Raw genomic sequence first — 22,960 nt, 5'->3', positions numbered from 1 at the left:
CGGCGGTGTGTCCGCTGCGCCGCTGGATCGTGCGGCGTGTCCACAGCGTGCGCGTCCCGCACCGTCCGGCGCGATTTGTGGTCGTATTGGTCGCGCCCCGCGGGGCCTCGCAGCCCGGCCGGCGCGGGAGGATGGATGCGGCGGCATCGATGAGGAGAGCCATGTCCACGGGCGTACGGCAAGGGAGCGCAGCATCCCGCGTGTTCCTGTTCGTCGCGGTCTCGGCGGCGGTCATCGTCGCAGCCCTCGCGACCGTCCTCGTCGTCGACGCCGAGCGCTCCGAGCGCAAGGAAGCGGAGGCGGTCACCCGCGCCGTCGCCTCGTCGCTGGCGGCACTGCCGGAGGTCGGGGACGCACTGGCGGCCGCGCAGCCGTCGGAACGCCTGCAGCCCGTCGCCGAGGAGGTCATGGCGACCACCGGCCTCGATTTCGTCACCATCATGACCCCGGACGGCATCCGCGTGACCCACCGCGACCCGGAGGAGATCGGGCGCCACTATCTCGGCACCATTCCTCGTACTCCATCCGCCTTCACGGAGGAGTTCACCGGAACCCTCGGTCCGTCGGTGCGCACCATCGTGCCCGTCACCGCGGACGGCGAGCTCGTCGGCTGGGTGTCCGTCGGCGTCACCATCGGCAGCATCTGGTCGAAGATCGTGCCGCGGCTGCCCTTCGTGATCTCCCTCGCACTCGCACTCCTCGCTGCGGGGCTCGTCGGCGCCTGGCTCGCCCGTCGCACCACGCGACGGGTCGCCGGCGATCTGCCCGCAGGGACGATCCGCGACGCGGTCGCCTCGTACGAGTCGGTGCGCACGCTCGGCGAGGCACTGCGCGCGCAGACGCACGAGCACGGCAATCGCATGCACACCGCCGTGTCGCTGCTCGAGCTGGGCCGGACGCGCGAGGCCATCGAGATCCTCACCGAGACGTCACGCCAGAGCCAGGAGCTCGTCGACCAGGTCGCGGCCCGCCGGGGTGGCGACCCCACGGTCGGCGCGCTGCTTCTGGGCAAGGCCGCGCAGGCGCGGGAGCGCGGCATCGACTGGTCCGCCGAGATCGATCCCGATGCGCCGCGGAGCGCCCTGTCGCCGGTCGACGCGGTGTCCGTTGTGGGCAACCTCATCGACAATGCGATGGATGCCGCGGCCTCCGGCGACGCGCCGCGCTGGGTACGCGTCGTGTTCGGCACGACAGGCTCCCCCGCCGCCCTCCGCCTGGAGGTGTCCGACAGCGGAGCCGGCGTAGCCGACGACCTCCGCGAGCGCATCTTCGAGCACGGCTTCTCGACGAAGCCCGGCGGAGCCGACGGGCGCGGCGTCGGACTCGCTCTCGTCCGCTCGATCGTGGCGAGCGCGGGAGGCGACATCGAACTGCGCCGGCAGCCGACGGCGTTCGTGGTGACCCTGCCGGCGAGGTCGTCGTGATCCGCGTCCTCCTCGTCGACGACGACGCCCTGACGCTGGAGCTCCATCGGGACTACCTCACGCGCATCGAGGGGTTCGACGCCGTCGCCGAGTGCACAGGGGCCCGCGCCGCGATCGACGCGATCATCGACCGCGGCGACGAGTTCGATCTGGTGCTGCTCGACGTCACGATGCCGGACGGCACCGGCCTCGACGTCCTGCGGCAGGTGCGGGCGCGCGGAGCCGCCGTCGACGTCATCGCGATCACCGGCGTGCGCGACGCCGACATCGTGCGGCAGATGGTGTCGCTCGGCGTGGCCCAGTATCTTGTCAAGCCCTTCACGTTCGCGGTCTTCCGTGAGCGCCTGGAGCAATACGGCGAGTTCCGCCGCCGGGCATCCGAGGCGGCCGGAGCGCCGACACAGGCGGAGATCGACGCGCTCCTGGGCGCGCTGCGACCTGCCGGGCCCGTCGCGCTGCCGAAGGGGCTCTCGCCCGAGACGCTGGCGCGCATCAGCGACGAGGTCCGCGAGCGCGGACCGATCTCGGCGGCGGAGGCGGCGGAGCGACTGGGGATGTCGCGCGTCGCCGCGCGCCGTTACCTCGAGCACCTGGCGACCGAGGGCCGCGTGCATCGCACCGCCCGCTACGGCACCCGCGGGCGACCGGAGTCCGAGTACGCGTGGACGCGGTCCGGACGCTGACGACCGCTTCCGAGGAGTCTGTCCGCGCGACGTCTGTCGGACCGTGGCGGCAGGATGGGCCTGTGGCAGACGCGAACCCGGACGCTTACGACGACCGCTTCCTCGGCATCCCGCTCCCCCTCCCCGCTCCCGCGGACGGGCGCGCTGTCCGGGAGCTGACGTATCCGCGCTTCACGGTGCTGCTCGACCCCGAGCGCCGGTTCGCCGCGGTGACCGGCGTGAACATCGATGGTGCGTCGCTGCAAGACCTGCCGCGCACCGGCCAGTGGGAGCTCGACCCGCGCATCCCCGCCGAAGAGCAGGCGGGGCCGTCCGTCTATGCCTCGAACGACCTCGACCGCGGGCATCTGGTGCGTCGCCGCGATCCCGGGTGGGGCACGGCGGCCGAAGCACGCCGGGCCACCGAGGCGACCTTCGTGTATCCGAACGCCGCCCCGCAGGCCAGCGGCTTCAACCAGTCCAAAGAGCTGTGGCTCGGCCTGGAGGACCACGTTCTCGAGTTCGCCGAGACCACCGACGAGCGCCTCAGCGTCTTCACGGCACCGGTGCTGGCCGACGACGATCCGCCGTATCGGGGCATCCGTGTTCCTCGGCGGTTCTTCAAGGTCGCCGCCTGGGCGACGGAGGGCGACGGGATGATCTCGATACGCGCGCAGAGCGCGCACTCGATCCGGCAGCCGCGGCTCGCGGCGGCGGGCTTCGTGCTCGACCAGTCCGAACTCATCGACGTCGACGAGGGCGCTGTCGCGGTGCCGGTGCTGGGCGCGTTCCGCACCTTCCAGGTGCCCATCGCCGACATCGAGGAACTGGCCGGCATCGACCTCGGCCCACTGGCCGATGCCGACGTGCTGCGTCTGGATCGCGGCGGCAGCCAAGAGGTGCGCGGAGAGGACGCATGGCGCCCCCTCCGCGCACCGGAGGACGTGTACCTCGGCTGACGACTCCGCCGGCTACTCCCCGGCGAGTCCGCCGAGCAGGTGACCGAACGAGCGGCCTTCACCCAGGTAGTTGGCCGGGTCGAACGGGTCGGACTCCGTCGCGGGCTCGCGACGGGCCATCGCGTCGGCCAGCTCACGCGCACCTCGGTCGATGCGCTCGCCCAGCGGCGCGACGTTGTCGGCCGAGGAGCCCCAGTCGCTCGACGCCGCGAACACGCCCGTCGAGACCGGCTCTGCGTGCAGATAGGTGAAGAGCGGCCGGATCGCGTAATCGATCGCCAGCGAGTGGCGGGCGGTCCCGGCGTTCGCGCCGATCAGCACCGGCTTGCCGGTGAGCGCATCGGGGTCGAGAACGTCGATGAACGACTTGAACAAGCCCGAGTAGCTGGTCGAGAAGATCGGGGTCACCGCGATCACGGCGTCCGCCGAGACGACCGCGTTGATCACCGACTCCAACGCCGGCGGAGCGAAGCCGGTCAGGAGGTTGTTCATGATGTCGTGCGCATAGTCGCGCAGCTCGAACACGTCGACCTCCGCGTCGATCCCCCGCTCGGACAGCTGCTTCGTCGTGGCTGCGGCGAGACGGTCGGCGAGCATGCGCGTCGACGACGGATTCGACAGGCCGGCGGAGATCACCGCGATGCGGCGGGCAGAGTTGGTCATCTCACGCCTCCTTCCGGCCGAGGCCGAACGCGGCACCGGCCGGCGCCCCCGCGGCGGAGCCTTGCAGCGGGGCTGCATCTTGGTAGGGGCTCGAGCCGACGAGGTTGTCACCGCGGTTCGCCCCGGGCACCGCCTGGCGCGGCGCCTCGTCGCCGTACTTCGCGGCTACGAGGTTCGCGTGGGTCGGGGCATCCGGAACATCCGCCGGACGGTTCTTCTGCAGCTCCTTGCGCAGCACCGGGACGACCTCGCCGCCCAGGATGTCGAGCTGCTCGAGCACGGTCTTGAGGGGCAGGCCCGCGTGGTCCATGAGGAACAGCTGGCGCTGGTAGTCGCCGTACGTCTCGCGCATCGCGGCGTAGCGGTCGATGACCTGCTGCGGCGACCCGACGGTGAGCGGGGTCATCTCGCTGAAGTCCTCGAGCGACGGGCCGTGTCCGTACACCGGGGCGTTGTCGAAGTACGGGCGGAACTGCTTCACCGCGTCCTGGGAGTTCGCCGCCATGAACACCTGACCGCCGAGCCCGACGATCGCCTGCTCGGGCGTGCCGTGGCCATAGTGCGCGAAGCGCTGGCGGTACAGCGCGATCAGGCGCTGGTAGTGCTCTTTCGGCCAGAAGATGTTGTTCGCGAAGAAGCCGTCGCCGTAGTAGGCGGCCTGCTCGGCGATCTCGGGCGTGCGGATCGACCCGTGCCACACGAACGGCGCCACGCCGTCGAGCGGACGGGGGGTCGACGTGAAGCCCTGCAAAGGCGTGCGGAACTGGCCCTCCCAGTCCACGACGTCTTCGCGCCACAGGCGGTGCAGAAGGTTGTAGTTCTCGATCGCGAGAGGCAGTCCCTGGCGGATGTCCTTGCCGAACCAGGGATACACCGGGCCGGTGTTGCCGCGCCCGAGCATGAGGTCGGCGCGACCGTCCGACACGTGCTGCAGCATCGCGTAGTCCTCGGCGATCTTCACCGGGTCGTTGGTGGTGATGAGCGTCGTGGCGGTCGACAGGATGAGGCGCTCGGTCCGCGCCGCGATGTACGCGAGCGTCGTGGTCGGCGACGACGACCAGAACGGCGGGTTGTGATGCTCACCGAGCGCGAAGACGTCGAGGCCCACCTCCTCGGCGTGCTGGGCGATCTTCAGGGTCGCCTTGATCCGCTCGGCCTCACTGGGCGTGGTGCCGTCCGTCGGGTCCTGGGTGATGTCGCTCACCGTGAAGATGCCGAACTGCATTCCCGACCAGGTGGTGCTCTCGCTCACGATCGCTTCTCCGCTCTTTCGCCGTTCGGGGTCTCCGTCGGGCGAGTCTATGCAAATGAATGTATCTCGTACAACGCGGGTGCATCACGGCTATTCCCGGACGGATGCTGCGGCCCACGACATCCGCCTCCCTCCATGATCCTCCGGTTCGGGGGGAGCCGGTCGACGGCGGCCCGGATCGCGACGGGCGCGGTACGCCGCACCCGCCCGCGTCACCGTGCGTCGGCGAAGAGCCGCAGCATGTCGCGGGCCAGCTGATGCGGAGCCGTCTCGCACGGGGCGTGGCCCGTCGGGTACGTCGCGACGCGGGCGCCGATGCGCGCCGCGTAGGCGTCGTGCTGAGCCTGCGGCCACAAGTCCTGCTCGCCGACGGCGATGAGCTTCGGGATGCCGACGGCGGCCACATCGTCGGCCACATCGGGCGTGTTCATCATGAGGCCGACCACGTCGTCGATGCAGGCGCGCCCGGTGACGCCCAGGCGCTCGCGGACGAAGGCGATCCGTCCCGGCGGCGTGCGGTTCAGGTTGTAGCGGATACCCCAGAGGATGAGCCCGGCCGCCCGATGGGGTGACATGTCGGAGATCGGCCCGATGTGCTTGACGCCGCGGAACACCTGACCGGTCGCCGGCGGCGCCGACATCAGCGTGAGCGTGCGGAACAGGTCCGGACGGGCCACCAACGCGAGCTCGGCCACGATCCCCGCGAAGCTGTAGCCGAGCACATGGGCCGGGCCGCCCTCCTCGAGGAACGCGAGGAGATCGCCCACGAAGAGGGGGTAGTCGTACGAGTCGCGCGGTGGGCGCAGGTTGCCGGGGCCGGCCGCCGCCGATTCCCAGTGACCGGCCAGGTCGAAGGACTCGACACGGAGACCCGCGGCCGCGAGCACCGGCATCAGCAGGACGAAGTCCTCCTTCGACCCGGCGACACCGGGAACCAGCACGACGCGCGGCGCCGCCGGATCTCCCAGGCGCACGCGGGCGAGGCCGCCGCTCGGCGCACGGAACACGCCGCGCTCGGCGCCCTCGGGGAACACGCGCCAGTCGAGGTCGGGAATGGCGAGATCCCGCTCGAGCGCGTCGTCGATCGTCGTCATCGCGCGCGGTCAGAATACCCCCGGGAGTGCTGTCAAGCCACGGCGAAGCGCGCCGCACGTCGATAATGTGGTCTGCGCCCCGGCGAGAGGTGACGATGACCGGCAGCAGTGTTCCGCCCCGCAGGGCGACCGCCCCGACGGGGTCGATCGCACGTCCGCGCAAGCGCACCCCCTTCTGGGACAACGCACGCTTCGCCTGCATCGTGCTCGTGGTGCTGGGCCACGCGGTGCAGCGGCTCACCTACGACTCCGACATCGCGCTCAGCCTCTACCTGCTGATCTACGCGTTCCACATGCCGGCGTTCGCCGTCATCTCGGGCTACTTCTCGAAGTCCGACGCTCCGACGCGGACCCAGATGGCCCGGGTGATCACCGACATCCTCCTGCCGTACGTCATCTTCGAGGGCGTCTGGACCCTCACGAAGTGGCTCGTGGAAGGCCAGGCGAACCCGAACCTCACTCAGCCGTCGTGGACGCTCTGGTTCCTGCTCGCCCTCGGCATCTTCCGCGTGATCCTGCCGTATCTGGCGCTTCTGCGCTGGCCGTTGCTCTGGACGGTCGTCATCTCGATCGGCGCGGGATACCTCCCCAACATCGACTCGACGTTCTCGCTGTCGCGCACGCTCGGCCTTCTGCCGTTCTTCACGCTCGGCTGGTGGCTCCGCGACCACGACGTCGTCACCCGGCTGCGTCTTCTCGACCGCCGGCCGTGGTGGGTCGTCGCGAGCGCGGTCGGCCTCTTCGCGGTGGCGGCATGGACGGCCTGGTTCTTCGTCGACGACTGGCGCGCGATGAACCTCCGCGAATGGCTGTTCTACGACGAGAACTACGCGTCCATCGGCGGCACGCAGTGGTGGGCCGGAGGGGTTCGCCTCGCGCTCATGGTCGTCGCGCTGCTGCTGTCGGCGGCGTTCTTCGCGCTTCTCCCCCGCGACACGCACTGGTGGACGCACTTCGGCCAGTACACGATGTACGTCTACCTGCTGCACTCGTTCGTGCTGTACCCGTTCCGCGAGAGCGGCGTGCTTCGCAACGCCGAGCCCACGTGGCTCTGGCTGCCCGTCGTGATCGTCGCGTCGGTGCTCATCGCCTTGGGACTGGCGACACGACCGGTGCGCCGCATCTTCCGCCCGCTCATCGAGCCGCGACCGGCGTGGCTCTTCGCCGACCGTCGTCTCGCGCGCCGGGAGGGCCGCCGCAACGATCCGACGGGTTCGCGCCGGCCCCGCGAAGTGGCGAGGATGACCCGCCCCGACCCGCGCCAGAACGGCTGAGCGGACGATCCCGGCGAGGCGGACGATCGCCGCTGAGCGGCGGATCCGGGCGCACCGGATAGCTCCGGCGTACGAACGCCATCGCACCGCCCCGCTTAACCCTGCGCAACAAACGGGCTCGCTGCCGCAGCATCCGCCTACTCTCGCACCATGACCGACCTGAACCTGCCGATCCTCGATCTGTCACGGCTCGATGAGGGCCCGGAGGCGGCCGCGCGATTCCGTGACGAGCTTCGCGCAGCGACGCATGACGTCGGGTTCTTCTACCTCACCGGCACAGGGGTGTCGTCCGAGCTGGAGGGACGACTGCACCGCGCCGCACGCGACTTCTTCGCCCTGCCCGAGCGCGACAAGCTGGCCATCGAGAACGTCAACAGCCCGCACTTCCGCGGGTACACGCGCGTCGGCGGCGAGCGCACGCAGGGCAAGGTCGACTGGCGCGAGCAGATCGACATCGGCCCCGAGCGAGAGGCCGTCACCGACCCGGAGGCTCCGGACTTCGCGCGGCTGATCGGCCCGAACCTGTGGCCGGAGGCGCAGCCCGAGCTCCGCGAGGTCGTGTCGGAATGGCACGACCACCTGTCGGGCGTCGCCCGCAAGCTGCTGCGGGCGTGGGCGCTGTCACTCGGCGCCCCCGAGAACTACTTCGACGAGCACTTCGGCGAGCCCTCGACCCTCATCAAGATCGTGCGCTACCCGGGCACGGACGACCCGGCGCCGCAGCAGGGTGTCGGCGCCCACAAGGACTCCGGCGTCCTGACGCTGCTGTGGGTCGAGCCGGGCAAGGGCGGGCTCCAGGTCGAGCGTGATGGGCACTGGGTCGACGCTCCGCCGGTGCCGGGCGCGTTCGTCGTCAACATCGGGGAACTGCTCGAGTACGCCACGCAGGGCTACCTCATCGCGACCAAGCACCGTGTGATCTCGCCCGCCTTGCCCGACGACCGCATCTCGGTGCCGTTCTTCTTCAACCCCGCGCTCGACAAGCGCCTGCCGCTCATCGAGCTTCCGGAGGAGCTCGCCGCACAGGCGCGCGGAGTGACGAAGGACCCGTCCAACCCCATCCACGCCCTCTACGGCGAGAACGCACTGAAGTCGCGCCTGCGCGCGCACCCCGACGTGGCCGAGATCCACCATGCCGATCTCGTCGCCGCCCGCTCCGCAGCCTCGGCGTGAAGCATCCGCTCCCCGCTTGACACTCTCGAGAGCAGGAGATCTGGCGCAGGCAGGACAACCCGAGAGAAATCGTCCTGCGTCCGTCAGATCTCCTGCGCGGAGAATGAACCGCGGCCAGATCAGGCGGTCCCGGACAAAGGTGAAGGCCTCCCCACACCGTGGGGAGGCCTTCCAAGAATGTTTTGCGCGATTGAACGCTGGTCGATGCCTTATCGACGGAGACCGAGGCGCTCGATGAGCGAGCGGTAACGGTTGATGTCGATGTCCTGGAGGTAGCCCAGGAGACGACGGCGCTGACCGACGAGCAGGAACAGCCCACGACGCGAGTGGTGGTCGTGCTTGTGCTCCTTGAGGTGCTCGGTGAGGTCCTTGATGCGCTGCGTCAGCATCGCGACCTGCACCTCGGGGGATCCGGTGTCACCGGGGTGCGTCGCGTACTCTTCGATGATCGCCTTCTTGACGTCTGCTTCCAGTGCCATAGGTGATCCCCTCTCTGCTTGTTGCGCGGTGCCCGTCACCCGATGTGCGAGCTCTCTTTCTCCGCGGCCGATCCAACGGCAACCTGAAGAGTCTACCAGCGAACGGATGCCCCGGCGAACCGTCCGCTCCTCAGCCACGGATAGGCTCGAACGGTGCTGAACACCGCCCGCGCCGAGGTCGAGGAGTGACCGCGGCGGAGCATCGCAGCCATCTGATCGACCTGCGGCCTTTCCGCGCCAGTCCCGCCTTCGCCCGGATGTGGGTCGGATCGACGCTCGCGGGGCTCGGCGGGCAGCTCACGATCGTCGCGATCATGCTCCAGATGTACGACCTCACCGGCTCGACGTTCGCGGTGTCGATGATCGCGGTCGCGGGCCTCTTGCCGATCCGGCGGCAGGGACTGGGCATCGAGGGCGCGATCCTCGTCTACGGCGGCGCGATCGCTGCGCTCGGCGTGGTGCTCGCCGGGGCGGCTCTCGGCTGGTTCGCACCGGACGGCGTGGATGCGGACACCCCCGACGTCCCGCTCATCGGTCTCGCTTGCCTGGTGCTCGCGGTCTCCGGCGCCGCCGACAACGTCAGCTCGATCTTCCGCAGCACCATGGTGCAGGCCGCGGTGCCCGACGCCATCCGGGGGCGCCTGCAGGGCATCTTCATCGTCGTCGTCGCGGGCGGTCCGCGCCTCGGCGCGCTCTACGCGGGCACGCTCGCGACGCTCACGGCGCTGTGGTTCCCGCCGCTTCTCGGCGGCTTCGTCATCATCGCGCTCGTCGCCACTCTCGTACGGTTCAGCCCGCGCTTCCGAGCCTACGACGCCGAGAATCCCGTGCCCTGACCGGCGCCGCACCGTAGCCGAACCGCCGGGCACCGGCGGATTTCGGACGTCGCAGCCGCCGACGGGACTCGCAGTCGGAGCCCGAGCGTACCGTGGGCACGTGGCCTCGACCGGAACGACGACCCCCGCAGTACGCGCGACGCGCGACCCCCGCGCGCCGTCGCCGCGCGGCGTGGCGATCCAGTTCGTCCTCGCGGGCATCGTGTGGGGCGCGAGCTTCTTGTTCATGAAGGTCTCGCTCACCGGGATCTCGCCGGCGCAGGTGGCGTGGACCCGCATCCTCCTCGGCGCTCTCACGCTGGGGGCCCTCGTGCTCCTGCGCCGCGAGCACCTGTCGCGGAGCCTCCGGGTGTGGGTGCACCTGACGGTGCTGGGGCTGACCTTCTGCGTCATCCCGTTCCTGCTGTTCTCCTGGGCGCAGCAGCACCTCAGTTCGGGGGTCGCGAGCATCTTCAATGCGACGACGCCCATCATGACGGCGATCATGGCCTGGCTGGTGTTCCGCGTCGAGCGCCTCAAGGCGCTCCAGGTCATCGGCATCGGCGTAGGCATCCTCGGCGTCGTCGTGATCATCGCCCCGTGGCAGGGCATCGCGTTCGACGGCAGCCTCGTCGCCGAGCTGGCGACCCTCGGCGCGACCGCGAGCTACGGCTTCAGCCTCGCCTACATGAGGCGCTTCGTCTCGAACACCGGCATGTCCGCCCTCGCCTTCACGTTCGGCTACATCGCGATGGCGGGCGTCGTGATGGGGCTGCTCACGCCCTTCCTCGTCCTGACGCCCGTGCGCCTCGACGTGCCGGTGGTCGTGAGTCTGCTTCTGCTGGGCTGTCTCGGCACCGGCATCGCGTACGTCTGGAACCAGAACACCGTCCGGGCGTGGGGCCCGACGCGGGCGTCGACGGTCACGTACATCACGCCGGTGGTCGGCGTCATCCTCGGCATCGTCATCCTCGGCGAGACGATCTCGTGGAACGAGCCGATCGGGGCGCTGGTCGTCTTCCTCGGCATCCTTCTCGCGCAGGACAGGCTGCGCCGCCGCCGCGGCTGATCACCCGGGTCGCTCACGAAGACGACGAGAGCGGATGCCTCGAGCCGAGGCATCCGCTCTCCACACTCCGGTGCGGGATCAGTCCTGCTGCAGGGCACCCTGCAGGTCGAGCGTGATGGTGATGTCCTTGCCGACGAGCACGCCGCCGGTCTCGAGGGCGGCGTTCCAGGTGAGGCCGAAGTCCTCGCGGTTCACGACGGTCTTGGCGGTCGCGCCGGCCTTGTAGTTGCCCCACGGGTCGGTGCCGAAGCCGCCGAACTCGAACTCGAACGTGACCGGCTTGGTGATGCCGCGGATCGTCAGGTCGCCGTCGACCAGGAAGTCGTCGCCCTCGATGCGGGCGCCCGTCGAGCGGAAGTCCATCGTCGGGTGGTTCTCGACGTCGAAGAAGTCGGCGGAGCGGAGGTGGTTGTCGCGTCCCTCGTCCTTCGTGTCGACGGAGGCGACGTCGACGGCCGCCTCGACCTTGGCCTCGAGCGGGTTCTCGGGAGCGATGAGCGTGGCGCTCTTCATCCCGAAGGTGCCGCGCACCTTGGAGATCATCATGTGGCGCACGCTGAAGGTGACCTCGCTGTGTGCGGGGTCGAGCACCCAGGTGCCCGCCTTGTAGCCGGGAACGTCGATCGTGGTGGTGTCGGTCATGGTCGTCCTTCGTGTCAGGTATGTCTGGTGGGCCCGTCGCGACGGGCATACGGGGTACAACGCGACCGCTGGTCATTTCCATTCCAATGAATGCAAAACTTCTTCCGGCACGCCGACCCCCGCACACGCGAAAGAGGACGGATGCCGCAGCATCCGTCCTCTTCGTGCTCGAAAGCGGGTCAGCCGACCTTGATCAGGTCGATGATGAAGATCAGCGTCTTGCCACCGAGGAAGTGGCCGCCTGCCGGGCCGTAGGCGAGGTGCGGCGGGATCACGAGCTCGCGCCGACCGCCCTCCTTCATGCCAGGGATGCCGTCCTGCCACCCCTGGATCAGGCCGCGGAGCGGGAACTGGATGCTCTCGCCGCGGTTCCAGGACGAGTCGAACTCCTCACCGGACTCGTACTCCACGCCCACGTAGTGGACGGTCACGGTGTCGCCGGGCTTCGCCTCGGCGCCCTCGCCCACGACGATGTCGCGGACGACGAGGTCGGCCGGAGCCGGGCCGGCGGGTGCGTCGATCTCGGGCTTGGTGCGGTCGTCAGTCATGTCCCCATCCAACCACGCATCCCCGCGACGATGTAGGCCGACGACGCCAGATCCGACCCGCATCAAGGACTCAGCGCTCGGTGCCGCGGCGATGCCTGCGTGTCTACCGAGCGCTGAGTTGACCTGGTTTCAGCATGCCGGGAGGCCCGGCGCGGTGTCAAGGGTCAGGGGGCGAACATGGCTGATCGCGTCGCCGCCGTCTTCGCGAGGAGTTCGCGCTCCTGCCCGGCGGCGAGCGGATCCCGGCCGGTGATGGCGCGCTGCCGCGTGGCGGCGAGCGCCGTCGCGTCGGCGATGAACGTCTTCATGAGACCGGTGCGGTCCCCACGGAGCGTGCGGGCCCAGGCCAGCGCGGCCTTGCGGCCGGCGGGCGTCGCGAGCATGTCGACCTCCTGAGGGGTGAACCACCCCGCCGCCGCGTAGTCGCCCAGCCGCCGCCTTGTGAGGCGGGCCTCCTCACGGCGCAGCGCGACGATGCCGAGGATGAAGCCGATGAAGAGGGGAACCTGCAGCGTGAGGTACAGGAAGAAGAAGTCCCCGAACATGGCCGAGCCGTTCCAGAACGCGTGCAGCGCGATCGCTCCGGCGAGACCGACCAGCCACGGGCCGATGGCCTGGCCCGTCGAGAGGCCGCGGCGTGCGGCCAGACCCAGCGCGAAGCCCGTGACGCTGGTGAACATCACGTGCGCGAAGGGCGACAGGATGCCGCGCACGAAGAACGTGCCGGAGGTCTCGGCAGCGCCTCCCTCGATGAAGCTCACGGCGAAGTACTGGATGTTCTCGGTGAAGGCGAAGCCGGCGCCGACCAGAGCGCCGTAGACGATGCCGTCTACCGGGCCGTCGAAGGAACGCCGCGCGGTGGCGAAGATGAGGAAGACGCCCAGGCCCTTGGCGAGTTCCTCCACGACGGGAGCCTGGACCACGGGCTGGAGGACCTCCCGCACGCCGGTCGCCGGACCGAAGAGGATCGACAGCAGCAGATCGACGCCGAGGGCGATTCCGACCGCCGCGATCGCGCCCCACGCGATCGCGAGCACCAGAAGTCCCCGTGGTTCAGGCTCCCAGCGGTCGACGATGCGCACGGCGACCAGCACGCCGGCGAGCGGAACGAGGGCGAGCAGCATCCCCACGAGGGAGGCGCCCGGGCCCAGCGCGCCCAGGAAGTAGCCGACCAGCCCGACCAGCATCAGGACGAGGATGCCGATGATCCAGATCGGCGCCGTGCGAACGCGGCGCGGCACGGCGCCGGCCGGAATCTGCACCGGTGCGGGAGACGTGGCGGGCGGAGCGATCGTCGCCGGCTGGGCGACGCGCGGCTGGGCGAGAGCGGAGGCGAACTCGGGCGGCGTCAGAGAGGGCCGCGGTCTGGCGGCGCCGGGGTCGTGCGTCATGCGCACAGCATATGGCCGCGATGGCCCGCGGGGGCCGCAACGAAAGCCCTGGCGGCAAGCCCTCCGACTAGGTTGGAAGGATGCGCTTCGCCCATGTCGTGCGTCCCGGTTCGGACGAGCCGAGGCTCGCACTCGTCGACGGCGACGAAGCCGCCATCGTCGAGGAGCTCTTCGACGGCGCGCCCCGCTTCCTCGAGGAGCTGATCGCCGGCGGCGACGAGCTGCTGGACCGCGTGCGCGCGAGCGCGGACCGTGGCACGCGGCATCCGCTCGATGCACTGCGGTTCGCCTCGGCCGTGCTGGCGCCGCCCGTCATCCTCGCGATCGGGCTCAACTACGCCGCGCACTCGAGCGAGCTGGGACTGAAGACCGACTCGACACCCACGGTGTTCGTGCTGTGGCCAAACTCGCTCGCAGGCCACGACCACACAACGATCTGGCCGCGCTCGCTCAGCGAGTCCGTCGACTATGAGGCCGAGCTCGGCGTCATCATCGGGACGCCGGCGAAGGACGTCTCGCCCGAGGACGCGCTCGGCCACGTCTGGGGCTACACCGTGGTCAACGACATCACCGCGCGCGACATCCAGTACTCCGAGGCGCAGTGGTCGCGATGCAAGTCGTTCGACGGCTTCACGCCGACCGGCCCCTTCGTGGTGACCGCCGACGAGGTGCCCGACCCGCAGGACCTCCACATCTGGACCGTGCTCGACGGGACGACGCTCCAGGACGCCTCGACCAAGCAGATGGTGCGGCCCGTCGCGACGCTCATCTCGCACCTGTCGACGTCTGCGACGCTGCTGCCGGGAACACTCATCTCGACGGGAAGTCCCGGCGGAGCCGGGTATTCGAGAGATCCGCAGGTGTTCCTGCGCGACCGCTCCACCGTCACGGTGGGGATCGACGGCATCGGCTCCCTCACCACGCACTGCCGCATCCTGGACTGATCGGCGCTCCCGGGTACGCCGCGAGGGGCGGACCCGCGCCGCGGATCCGCCCCTCGTCACGCCTGCCCGCCTCAGTTGCAGGTGATGGTTCCGCCGTTCTCGAGCTCCCAGACGCCCGGGCCGAGCTCGCTGCACGCGGCGGCGAGACCTCCGAACACGGCGGTCAGCACGACGATGGTGACGATGATGCCGACCACGATCAGCACCGCCGAGATGATGATCGCGGCGAGCGCCCACCCGTTCTTGACGCCGGCCTTGCGGCTCTGCACCAGCGCGATGATGCCGAGGATCAGGGCGACCAGCTGCACGAAGAACGACAGGATGAAGGCGACGATGCCGAGAGTCTTGCCCGGCACGGGCCCCTCGGCAGGAGCGCCGTACGCGGCGCCCGGCGCCGCCCCGTACGCGGGAGGTGCGGCAGGGTACGACGGCGGAGCCGCCGGGTATCCGCCCGGAGCCGGGGCGGGCGATGCGGTCACGTCGTCGGGAGGCGGAGGCGCAGCCGGCTGCGACGCGGGCTGCGGCGGCTCAGACGCGGCCGGGTTCTGCGGATCGGTCATTTCTCGCCTTTCGTTCGAGTCTCCCCGACGTTATCGATGGCGAGCCGCCTCCGGCAACCGATTCAGCGCGTGTCGGCCGTCGTTTCCGTGACGATGTCTTCGGGCGCCTGCACGACGGGGATCGCGGCGGTCACGGTCTCCAGCCCCGACAGCCGCGCCGGCGAGAGCTGCTTGGTGACTTCGTCGCGCGACATCAGACCCGCCTCGACCACGAGGTCGGCGACGTTGCGCCCGGTCAGGAGAGCAACCTTGGCGAGCGCCGCCGCGGCGGCGTAGCCGATGAAGGGGGTGAGCGCCGTGATCACGCCGACCGACGATCCGACCATCGCGCCGAGGCGCTCGCGGTTCGCGGTGATGCCATCGACGCAGTTCACCCGAAGGGTGTGCATGCCGCGCCGCATCCATGTGATCGACTGGAAGATGGAGTGGGCGATCACCGGCTCGAACGCGTTCAGCTGCAGCTGCCCTCCCTCGACGGCCATCGTCACGGTCAGGTCGGCGCCGGCCACGGCGAACGCGACCTGGTTGACCACCTCGGGGATCACCGGGTTCACCTTGCCGGGCATGATGCTCGAGCCCGCCTGACGCGCCGGCAGGTTGATCTCACCCAGCCCCGCCTGGGGGCCCGACGAGAGCAGCCGCAGGTCGTTGCAGATCTTCGACAGCTTGATGGCGTTGCGCTTGAGCGAAGACGAGAACGACATGAAGGCACCCGTGTCGCTCGTGGACTCCACGAGGTCGGTCGCCAGCTCGAGGTCGAGCCCGCTGATGTCGCGAAGATGACGCAGCACCTTCGCGCTGTAGTCGGGGTGGGTCGTGATGCCGGTGCCGATCGCGGTCGCGCCCATGTTGACCTCGTACAACAGGTAGGCGTTCTCCTTGAGGCGGCTGTAGTCCTCGCCGAGCGTCGTGGCGAAGCCGTGGAACTCCTGCCCGAGCGTCATGGGCACGGCGTCCTGCAGCTGAGTGCGGCCGACCTTCAGCACGTCGTGGAATTCGACTGCTTTGCGCAGGAACGACTGGCGAAGCAGTTCGAGCTCCTCGAGCAGTGTCAGCAGGTCGAGGCTCAGACCGACCTTTATGGCGGTCGGGTACACGTCGTTGGTGGACTGGCTGCGGTTCGTGTCGTCGATGGGCGACAGGAAGGCGTAGTCGCCCTTCTCGCGGCCGGCCATCTCGAGCGCGATGTTGGTGATGACCTCGTTCGCGTTCATGTTCGTCGACGTGCCGGCCCCGCCCTGGATCACGCCGACCACGAACTGATCGTGGAACTCGCCGTCGATCACCCGCTGCGCCGCGCGATCGATCAGATCCGCCTTCGCGGGGTCGAGCACGCCGATCTCGCGGTTCGCCCGCGCCGAGGCCTGCTTCACCATCGCCAGGCCCTTCACCAGGTCCTTGTAGACCGAGATGGGCCGCTTCGAGACGGGGAAGTTCTCGAGCGCGCGGGCGGTGTGGATGCCCCAGTACGCCTCGGCGGGGATCTCGAGGGATCCCAGGGAGTCGGTCTCGGTGCGGGTTCGCGTCATTGCGTCCAGAGCCATGTGTGCAGTCCTCGTGGGTCGTTCACAGCGGTGTGCGGGGATGCTTCGAGGGTACCCGCGTACGGCGTCCGAGCACCTGTACACCGCGTACACCCCGAGCGTGCGTCGCGTACACGGCGGCGGTTCGCCTCTTGCGAGGCTCAGTGACGCTTCCGGGAGAAGGCCTCGAGGCGCTCCTCCGGCGTGAGGCGCGACATCCGCTCCACCCACTCCGCGGAGAAGACGTCGGCAGTCGGCGCCTCGACGACGGGGACGACGGCATGGGTGATCGTGTCGTCGTACACGTGCACGAGGTGGAACGACTGACCGGCGTCCATCCCGTTGACCTCGACCGCAGCTCGGGCGAGGTTCATGGTGTAGCAGCTCGCCGCCGCCACGCTCACGGGAACGCCGGCGAACGTGCCGCTCGTCGAGTAGTGCAGGTGGCCCGCCAGGATCGCCCGGACGTCGGAGCCGGCGATCACCTCGGCCAGGCGACCCTGATCGCGCAGCTCGAGGATGTCGAAGAACGGGATGTGCGACGGAAGCGGCGGGTGGTGCATGACGAGGATCGTCCCCAGCGGGGCCGGCGTCGCCAGCACGTGGCGCAGCCAACCCAGCTGGGCGTGATCGAGGTCGCCGTGGTGCCAGCCCGGCACGGAGGAGTCGAGCCCGACCAGACGGAGCCCGCCGAGGTCCCATACGCCCGTGACCGGCTCGTGGGTCGGTTCGAGACCCAGCAGGTCGCGACGCATCGCCGGCCGCTCGTCATGGTTGCCCGCGACCCAGACGACGGGAGCGCCCATCCGCTCCGCCACCGGCTCGACGGCGGCGCGCAGCCGCGCGTAGGCCTCGGGTTCGCCGAGATCCGTCAGGTCGCCGGTGAACACGATGGCGTCGGGACGGATGCCGGTCGCCTCGGCCGCCGCAAGCGTTCGGGACAGATTCGCCGCGGTGTCGTAGCGGCCCCCGAGGGGCGCGTTGCCGGCAAGCAGGTGGGTGTCGCTCAGGTGGAGGAGGGTGCGCCGCGCGGGCGGGTACTGACCGAACCGGACGGATGCCGCCGGTGCCACGCGTGCGGAGGGTCCGGCGGATGCGCCTGCGGCGTCGGAAGGGGGCGGGGCGGCCATGGCCCCACCCTAATGCGCCCCGCCGTCATGCGACCGGCGGACGACGACCATCGCGAGCCGGCCCTCCGCACGGGAGGGCTCAGGGTTCGACGGCGCTCAGTGGTTGAAGAGGATGAGGAGCAGGCCGCCGAGCACCGCGGCGGCGCAGACGACGAAGGAGCCGTAGGCGCCCACGAGTGCCACGCGCCTCTGGCCCTCGGTGAGCGGGCTGCGCTTCGCGGCCTTCGCGGCGGCCTTCTCGGCTCGCCGCGCCTCTTTCTCGGTGATGACGGTGATGGCGTCGGTGAACTCCACAGGGGCCACGACGGGCGCCCGCCCGGCGCGCACCAGCAGACGCAGACCGAGGGAGTAGAACCCCACGACGAGCACCGCGGCGATCATGGCCGCGACGAACACCTGGACGAAGGCGAGCCAGTCGATGGTCATCGGGCTTCCCCGTCCTTGGTCGGCGCCGACGGCGTGGCGGCGGGCGCCGCAGCCGACGGCGTGGGTGCGGTCGCGGGCGCCGACGGCGTGGGTACGGGTCCAGGAGGCGAATCAGCGGTCGACGGCCTCACGGATCGCCCCGGCGCGGGTGCAGGGTGAGCCGAGTGCGCCCTCTTGTCGGCCTTGGCCGCCTTCTTCGCCGCGGACTTCTCCGCCGACTTCTCGGCGGCGCGGCGACGCGCCTCCTCCCGCGCGATCTCGCGCTGGCGACGGGTGGGCGGCGGGTTCCTCTTGACCTTGACGGCGCGGCCGGATTCGGCCACCTCGCTCATGGCGTTGGCGGCGTTCACCTCGTCACGGCGCGAGCGGAGGAAGAGGAACAGGATGATCGCCACCGCGAGCACCGCGTCGATGACGACGCCCCACACGGGGAGCCAGACGACCACGAGGGCGGCGAAGGCGCCGACTGCGCCGGCTGCGGGGAGCGTCAGCACCCAGCCCACCATGATGCGGCCCGCCGTGCGCCAGCGAACCTGCGAGCCGCGGCGACCGAGGCCCGAGCCGATCACCGAGCCGGAGGCGACCTGCGTGGTCGAGAGCGCGAAGCCGAGGGCGCTCGACGCGAGGATCGTGGACGCCGTCGAGCTCTCGGCGGCGAAGCCCTGGGCAGGCTTCACCTCGGTGAGGCCCTTGCCCAGGGTGCGGATGATGCGCCATCCGCCCATGTACGTGCCCAGGGCGATGGTGATCGCGCAGGCGAAGATCACCCAGGTCTGCGGCTCGGGGTCGGACGCCGACTGCACCCCCGCGGTGATGAGGAGGAGCGTGATGATGCCCATCGTCTTCTGGGCGTCGTTGGTGCCGTGCGCGAGTGCGACCAGGGACGACGTGAAGATCTGCCCGAATCGGAACCCGTCGCGGCCGTCCGGCTTGCTGTCGTAGCGCCGGGTGACGACGTACGCGAGCTTGGTCGCCGTGAACGCGATCACGCCTGCTGTCACGGGTGCGATGACGGCCGGAAGGATCACCTTCGACATCACCACGTTGAAGTTGATGGCGGTCAGTCCGACGCCGACGATCGTCGCTCCGATGAGGCCGCCGAACAGGGCGTGCGACGACGAAGACGGAAGCCCCAGCAGCCACGTGAGCATGTTCCACGTGATGGCGCCGATGAGGCCGGCGAAGATGATCTCCGGGAAGATGTCGTGGGCTATCTGCTCTTCGTTGATGATCCCGCCGGAGATCGTCTGCGCGACCTCGGTCGACAGGAACGCGCCGACCAGGTTGAGGACGGCCGCGAGCAGGACTGCGGTCTTGGGCTTCAGCGCGCCCGTGGCGATCGGCGTCGCCATCGCGTTCGCCGTGTCGTGGAAGCCGTTCGTGAAGTCGAAGAACAGCGCCAGCGCGATCACCAAGACGATGATGAGGGTTGCGGTTTCCACCGTTCGCTTTCGGTGAGGGGGTGAGGAAATGGTGCCGACGGGATCGGCGCGACGAACGAAGAGTTCACCAAGGTTTCAGGAACCGGCAACCGGCCAGGAGAAATCCTACATCGGCGACCCTGACGGTCAACTCCGAGGCGACTAGCGTGGAACAGTGACTCTCAGCGACTCCGCACCCGTCCCGTCCGCCCCCGTCGCCGGCATCCGTCCCACCGTCCGCTCCCACCACGGAGACGACGTCGAAGACCGCTACGAGTGGTTCCGTGAGAAGGAGGATGCCGCGGTCATCGCGCACCTCGAAGCCGAGAACGCCTACACGCAGCAGCGCACCGCGCATCTGGCGGATCTGCGGGAACGGATCTTCGGGGAGATCAAGGGCCGCACCCTCGAGACCGACCTCTCGGTGCCCACGCGTCGTGGCGATTGGTGGTACTACGGCCGCACCCTGGAGGGCAAGCAGTACGGCATCCAGTGCCGTGCTCCGCTCGCCTCCGCCGACGACTGGACGCCGCCCGAGCTCTCCCCCGACATCGAGGTCGCGGGCGAGCAGATCCTCCTCGACGGAAACGTCGAGGCGGACGGCCACGAGTTCTTCTCGCTCGGCAGCTTCGAGGTCACGGGCGACGGCTCCCTCATGCTCTACGGCGTGGATGTCGCCGGCGACGAGCGCTACACGGTGCGCGTGCGCAACCTCGTCACGGGCGAGCAGCTGCCCGACGAGATCCCCGGCACGTTCGCCGGCGCCACCTTCTCCCCGGACGGCCGGTTCATCGTCTACACGACCGTCGACGACGCGTGGCGCCCCGACACCGTCTGGCTGCACGAGCTGGGCACTCCCGTCACCGACGACGCGAAGCTCTTCCACGAGCCCGACGAGAAGTTCTGGGTCGGCGCCGGCTTCACCCGCAGCGACCGCTTCCTCGTGATCGGCCTGGGCTCGTCCATCACCTCGGAGGAATGGCTGCTGGATGCCGACGACCTCCGTGGCGAGCCGCGCGTGGTGTGGCCGCGCACCGAGGGCGTCGAGTACGACTCCGAGCACGCCGTCGTCGACGGCGAGGACGTGCTCTTCATCCTCCACAACGACGACGCCCTGGACTTCGAGCTGGTGCGGGTGGCAGCATCCGAGCCCTCCGGCGATCGCCGCGTCGTGATCCCCCACCGCCCGGGCGAACGTCTGCTCGGCGTCTCGACGTTCCGCGACTGGGGCGTCGTCGGCTACCGTCGAGGCGGCCTCGCGCGCCTGGGCATGCTCGACTACGGCTCGGGCGAGGTCAGCGAGATCGCCTTCGACGAGCCGCTCTACTCCGTGGGCACGGGCGGCAACCCCGAGTGGGCGCCGCCGCTGCTGCGGCTGGGCTACGGCTCGTTCGTCACGCCGGGCACCGTGTACGACCTCGACGTCGCGACGCGCGAGCTGCACCTGCGCAAGCGCCAGCCGGTGCTCGGCGGCTACGACCCGGACGACTACGCGCAGTCGCGGGTCTGGGCGACCGCGCAGGACGGCACGCAGATCCCGATCTCGCTGGTCTGGAAGCGGTCGTTCGGCGACGCGGGCACCGCGCCGCGGCCGGTGCACCTGTACGGGTACGGCTCGTACGAGCACTCGATCGAGCCCGGCTTCTCCGTGCCGCGGCTGTCGGAGCTCGACCGCGGCGTCGTCTTCGCGGTCGCTCACGTGCGAGGGGGCGGCGAGATGGGCCGTCAGTGGTACGAGGACGGCAAGCTGCTGAACAAGCGGAACACCTTCACCGACTTCGTCGACAGCGCCCTGCACCTCATCGACAACGGGTACACGACGTCGTCGCAGCTCGTGGCCGAGGGCGGCTCGGCGGGCGGACTGCTCATGGGAGCGGTCGCCAACCTCGCACCGGAGCTCTTCGCCGGCGTGCTGGCCGACGTGCCGTTCGTCGATGCGCTCACGACGATCCTCGACCCGTCGCTGCCGCTCACCGTCATCGAATGGGACGAGTGGGGCGACCCGCTGCACAACCCCGAGGTCTACGCGTACATGAAGTCGTACTCGCCGTATGAGAACGTGCGTGCCGATGTCGAGTACCCGCGCATCCTGGCGGTGACCTCGCTCAACGACACGCGCGTGCTGTACGTCGAGCCCGCGAAGTGGGTGGCACGCCTGCGCGAGGTCGGCGCCGACGCACTCCTCAAGTGCGAGATGGTCGCCGGCCACGGCGGCGTCAGCGGTCGCTACAACGCCTGGCGTGAACGGGCCTTCGAGCTGGCCTGGCTGCTCGACGTCCTCGGAGTCGCCGACGCCTGACCTGAGCTCGCGCTTCGCGTTCCGCCGAATCAGGAGATCTGAGGCATACAGGAAGATCACGTCCGGGACGTCCTGTCGCCGCCAGATCTCCTGATCTCTGGGCCCTGGTGAGCGTCCTCCCCAGGGCGGCGAGTTGATGATCTGTCCACAGATCCCGTACCGACCACGATGGGTGACGATCGTCGCTCAGATGATCGGAGCATGCCTGCCGTCAGCCGCGCCGCCTCTCGCCAAGTCGAGCTGGTCGCGTGGGTTCGAAAGCGCCACGGCGTCGCCCACAGTTCCGACATCCGCGCCGCGGGTTATACCGTTCACGACATCGCCGGCGCGGTGTCAGCGGGGCTGCTGAGCCGAGTCCGCCGATCGTGGCTTGTCACGCCGGAATGCGACAGCCGGCGGCTGGCAGCGGCGAGAGTGGGCGGGCGCGCCACCTGCGTCAGCGCTGCCGCGATACAAGGCTTCTGGCTCCCGGACTCTGCCGTGGATCAGCAGACTCACGTCGCGGTGCCGGGAACGGCCTCGCGCATCAACTCGGAGGCCGTGCGGATCCACTGGGGCAACGGCCCGGCGCCGACGGGACGCAATCAGACTGAGGAGCCGATCCTGAACGTCCTCTTTCACGTCGCGCGGTGCCTGCCGCGACGAGACGCGCTCTGCGTGTGGGAGTCAGCCGTTCGGAAAAAGGCCGTCGCTGCCGACGTTTTGGCACGCGTGGCGTGGCGCAGCGGCGAAGCAACGGCCCTCGCGGGCGTGGCATCGGCGCTTTCGGACTCCGGCCTGGAATCCATCTTCGTCGACGCACTGCGGGAAACCGGCGTATCGGTCACCCAGCAGGTGTGGATCGATGGGCATCCCGTCGATGGGCTGATCGGATCGTCGCTGGTGGCTCAGCTCGACGGCTTCGCTCACCACAGCGGCGCTGCTGATCGCCGCCGTGACCTGGAGGCCGACGCTCGACTCGTGATGCGCGGCTACGTGGTGCTTCGCTTCGACTACTACCAGGTGTTGTTCCAGTGGGACCAGGTGCGCGAAGCGATCCTCACCGCCATCGCCCAAGGGGCGCACAAGAGGCCGGTGCTGGCCCTGCGGTGACCCCGCACCACCGCTGCGTCAGGAGATCTGACGCACACAGGACGATCCGGCACCAGGCGCCCTGCCTTCGCCAGATCTCCTGAATTCACCGCGGCATTCGGCGACGGTCACCGCGGCGTT

The 22,960-nt window shown here is 69.7% G+C and carries 22 protein-coding genes; 10 read left to right on the top strand and 12 right to left on the bottom strand.

Annotated elements, in window-relative coordinates:
- Positions 1-161 precede the first annotated feature (161 nt).
- The 3 genes from ACN9MP_RS06350 to ACN9MP_RS06340 all read left to right on the top strand — a co-directional run bounded on the left by ACN9MP_RS06350 (position 162) and on the right by ACN9MP_RS06340 (position 3,045).
- The gene (locus ACN9MP_RS06350; protein WP_426324673.1) at positions 162-1,424 is read left to right on the top strand and encodes a sensor histidine kinase; all 1,263 of its coding nucleotides are present in this window, start codon (positions 162-164) and stop codon (positions 1,422-1,424) included.
- Entirely contained in the window at positions 1,421-2,107 is a 687-nt protein-coding gene (locus tag ACN9MP_RS06345) for a response regulator (RefSeq protein WP_426324671.1), read from the top strand. Before ACN9MP_RS06350 ends, ACN9MP_RS06345 begins: the two co-directional genes overlap by 4 nt.
- A 62-nt stretch (positions 2,108-2,169) precedes the next feature.
- Positions 2,170-3,045, top strand: coding sequence for a DNA/RNA non-specific endonuclease (locus tag ACN9MP_RS06340; protein WP_426324669.1), 876 nt, complete (start codon positions 2,170-2,172; stop codon positions 3,043-3,045).
- Positions 3,046-3,057: 12 nt separating this feature from the next.
- On the opposite strand, the gene ACN9MP_RS06335 is transcribed toward ACN9MP_RS06340, so the two are convergent.
- The 3 genes from ACN9MP_RS06335 to ACN9MP_RS06325 all read right to left on the bottom strand — a co-directional run bounded on the left by ACN9MP_RS06335 (position 3,058) and on the right by ACN9MP_RS06325 (position 6,054).
- On the bottom strand, positions 3,058-3,708 hold the full coding sequence (locus tag ACN9MP_RS06335; RefSeq protein WP_426324667.1) for an FMN reductase: 651 nt from the start codon (positions 3,706-3,708) through the stop codon (positions 3,058-3,060).
- A 1-nt stretch (position 3,709) separates the two neighbouring features.
- Positions 3,710-4,933 carry an LLM class flavin-dependent oxidoreductase gene (locus ACN9MP_RS06330; protein ID WP_426325938.1) on the bottom strand — a complete coding sequence of 408 codons (1,224 nt, stop codon included), beginning with the start codon at positions 4,931-4,933 and terminating at the stop codon, positions 3,710-3,712.
- Between the two features lie 239 nt (positions 4,934-5,172).
- Positions 5,173-6,054, bottom strand: a complete 882-nt coding sequence (locus ACN9MP_RS06325; RefSeq protein WP_426324665.1) for an alpha/beta fold hydrolase — start codon at positions 6,052-6,054, stop codon at positions 5,173-5,175.
- A gap of 95 nt (positions 6,055-6,149) precedes the next feature.
- Between ACN9MP_RS06325 and ACN9MP_RS06320 the strand changes: the two genes are divergently transcribed.
- Together ACN9MP_RS06320 and ACN9MP_RS06315 are read left to right on the top strand one after the other, a co-directional pair.
- Positions 6,150-7,328 carry an acyltransferase family protein gene (locus ACN9MP_RS06320; protein WP_426324663.1) on the top strand — a complete coding sequence of 393 codons (1,179 nt, stop codon included), beginning with the start codon at positions 6,150-6,152 and terminating at the stop codon, positions 7,326-7,328.
- A 150-nt stretch (positions 7,329-7,478) separates the two neighbouring features.
- Entirely contained in the window at positions 7,479-8,501 is a 1,023-nt protein-coding gene (locus ACN9MP_RS06315) for an isopenicillin N synthase family dioxygenase (protein ID WP_426324661.1), read from the top strand.
- Positions 8,502-8,710: 209 nt separating this feature from the next.
- On the opposite strand, the gene rpsO is transcribed toward ACN9MP_RS06315, so the two are convergent.
- Positions 8,711-8,980 (bottom strand): 30S ribosomal protein S15, encoded by a 270-nt coding sequence (gene rpsO / locus ACN9MP_RS06310; RefSeq protein WP_005048780.1) that lies wholly within the window; start codon positions 8,978-8,980, stop codon positions 8,711-8,713.
- 185 nt (positions 8,981-9,165) lie between these two features.
- Here rpsO and ACN9MP_RS06305 point away from each other — a divergent pair, with 185 nt between their 5' ends.
- Positions 9,166-9,816 (top strand): hypothetical protein, encoded by a 651-nt coding sequence (locus tag ACN9MP_RS06305; protein ID WP_426324658.1) that lies wholly within the window; start codon positions 9,166-9,168, stop codon positions 9,814-9,816.
- Positions 9,817-9,916: 100 nt separating this feature from the next.
- Positions 9,917-10,864, top strand: a complete 948-nt coding sequence (locus ACN9MP_RS06300; RefSeq protein WP_426324657.1) for a DMT family transporter — start codon at positions 9,917-9,919, stop codon at positions 10,862-10,864.
- 78 nt (positions 10,865-10,942) lie between these two features.
- Here ACN9MP_RS06300 and ACN9MP_RS06295 read toward each other — a convergent pair whose 3' ends face one another.
- From ACN9MP_RS06295 to ACN9MP_RS06285, 3 genes are all read right to left on the bottom strand, one after another.
- Positions 10,943-11,506, bottom strand: a complete 564-nt coding sequence (locus tag ACN9MP_RS06295) for a YceI family protein (RefSeq protein WP_426324655.1) — start codon at positions 11,504-11,506, stop codon at positions 10,943-10,945.
- 179 nt (positions 11,507-11,685) lie between these two features.
- Positions 11,686-12,054: an FKBP-type peptidyl-prolyl cis-trans isomerase gene (locus ACN9MP_RS06290; RefSeq protein WP_426324653.1), complete on the bottom strand. Its 369-nt coding sequence runs from the start codon at positions 12,052-12,054 to the stop codon at positions 11,686-11,688.
- Between the two features lie 164 nt (positions 12,055-12,218).
- Positions 12,219-13,445 (bottom strand): PrsW family glutamic-type intramembrane protease, encoded by a 1,227-nt coding sequence (locus ACN9MP_RS06285; protein ID WP_426324651.1) that lies wholly within the window; start codon positions 13,443-13,445, stop codon positions 12,219-12,221.
- A gap of 80 nt (positions 13,446-13,525) precedes the next feature.
- Between ACN9MP_RS06285 and ACN9MP_RS06280 the strand changes: the two genes are divergently transcribed.
- Entirely contained in the window at positions 13,526-14,389 is an 864-nt protein-coding gene (locus tag ACN9MP_RS06280; RefSeq protein ID WP_426324618.1) for a fumarylacetoacetate hydrolase family protein, read from the top strand.
- 71 nt (positions 14,390-14,460) lie between these two features.
- Here the strand turns inward: ACN9MP_RS06280 and ACN9MP_RS06275 are convergent, their stop codons facing one another.
- From ACN9MP_RS06275 to ACN9MP_RS06255, 5 genes are all read right to left on the bottom strand, one after another.
- Positions 14,461-14,949: a DUF4190 domain-containing protein gene (locus ACN9MP_RS06275; protein WP_426324601.1), complete on the bottom strand. Its 489-nt coding sequence runs from the start codon at positions 14,947-14,949 to the stop codon at positions 14,461-14,463.
- Between the two features lie 62 nt (positions 14,950-15,011).
- A complete protein-coding gene (locus ACN9MP_RS06270; protein WP_426324599.1) occupies positions 15,012-16,493 on the bottom strand; it encodes an aspartate ammonia-lyase in 1,482 nt (493 codons plus the stop codon).
- A 140-nt stretch (positions 16,494-16,633) separates the two neighbouring features.
- Positions 16,634-17,545: a phosphodiesterase gene (locus tag ACN9MP_RS06265; protein ID WP_426325936.1), complete on the bottom strand. Its 912-nt coding sequence runs from the start codon at positions 17,543-17,545 to the stop codon at positions 16,634-16,636.
- A gap of 153 nt (positions 17,546-17,698) precedes the next feature.
- Positions 17,699-18,028, bottom strand: coding sequence for a peptidase (locus ACN9MP_RS06260; protein WP_426324597.1), 330 nt, complete (start codon positions 18,026-18,028; stop codon positions 17,699-17,701).
- Positions 18,025-19,470 carry an anion permease gene (locus tag ACN9MP_RS06255; RefSeq protein ID WP_426324595.1) on the bottom strand — a complete coding sequence of 482 codons (1,446 nt, stop codon included), beginning with the start codon at positions 19,468-19,470 and terminating at the stop codon, positions 18,025-18,027. Before ACN9MP_RS06255 ends, ACN9MP_RS06260 begins: the two co-directional genes overlap by 4 nt.
- A 154-nt stretch (positions 19,471-19,624) precedes the next feature.
- Here ACN9MP_RS06255 and ACN9MP_RS06250 point away from each other — a divergent pair, with 154 nt between their 5' ends.
- Together ACN9MP_RS06250 and ACN9MP_RS06245 are read left to right on the top strand one after the other, a co-directional pair.
- Entirely contained in the window at positions 19,625-21,748 is a 2,124-nt protein-coding gene (locus ACN9MP_RS06250; protein ID WP_426324593.1) for a S9 family peptidase, read from the top strand.
- A gap of 201 nt (positions 21,749-21,949) precedes the next feature.
- Entirely contained in the window at positions 21,950-22,840 is an 891-nt protein-coding gene (locus tag ACN9MP_RS06245) for an endonuclease domain-containing protein (protein WP_426324591.1), read from the top strand.
- The last annotated feature ends 120 nt before the right edge of the window (positions 22,841-22,960 follow it).

The sequence above is a fragment of the Microbacterium sp. E-13 genome (assembly GCF_049912955.1).
Classification (GTDB): Bacteria; Actinomycetota; Actinomycetes; order Actinomycetales; family Microbacteriaceae; genus Microbacterium.
This window is presented reverse-complemented; position numbering and strand designations above follow the sequence as displayed.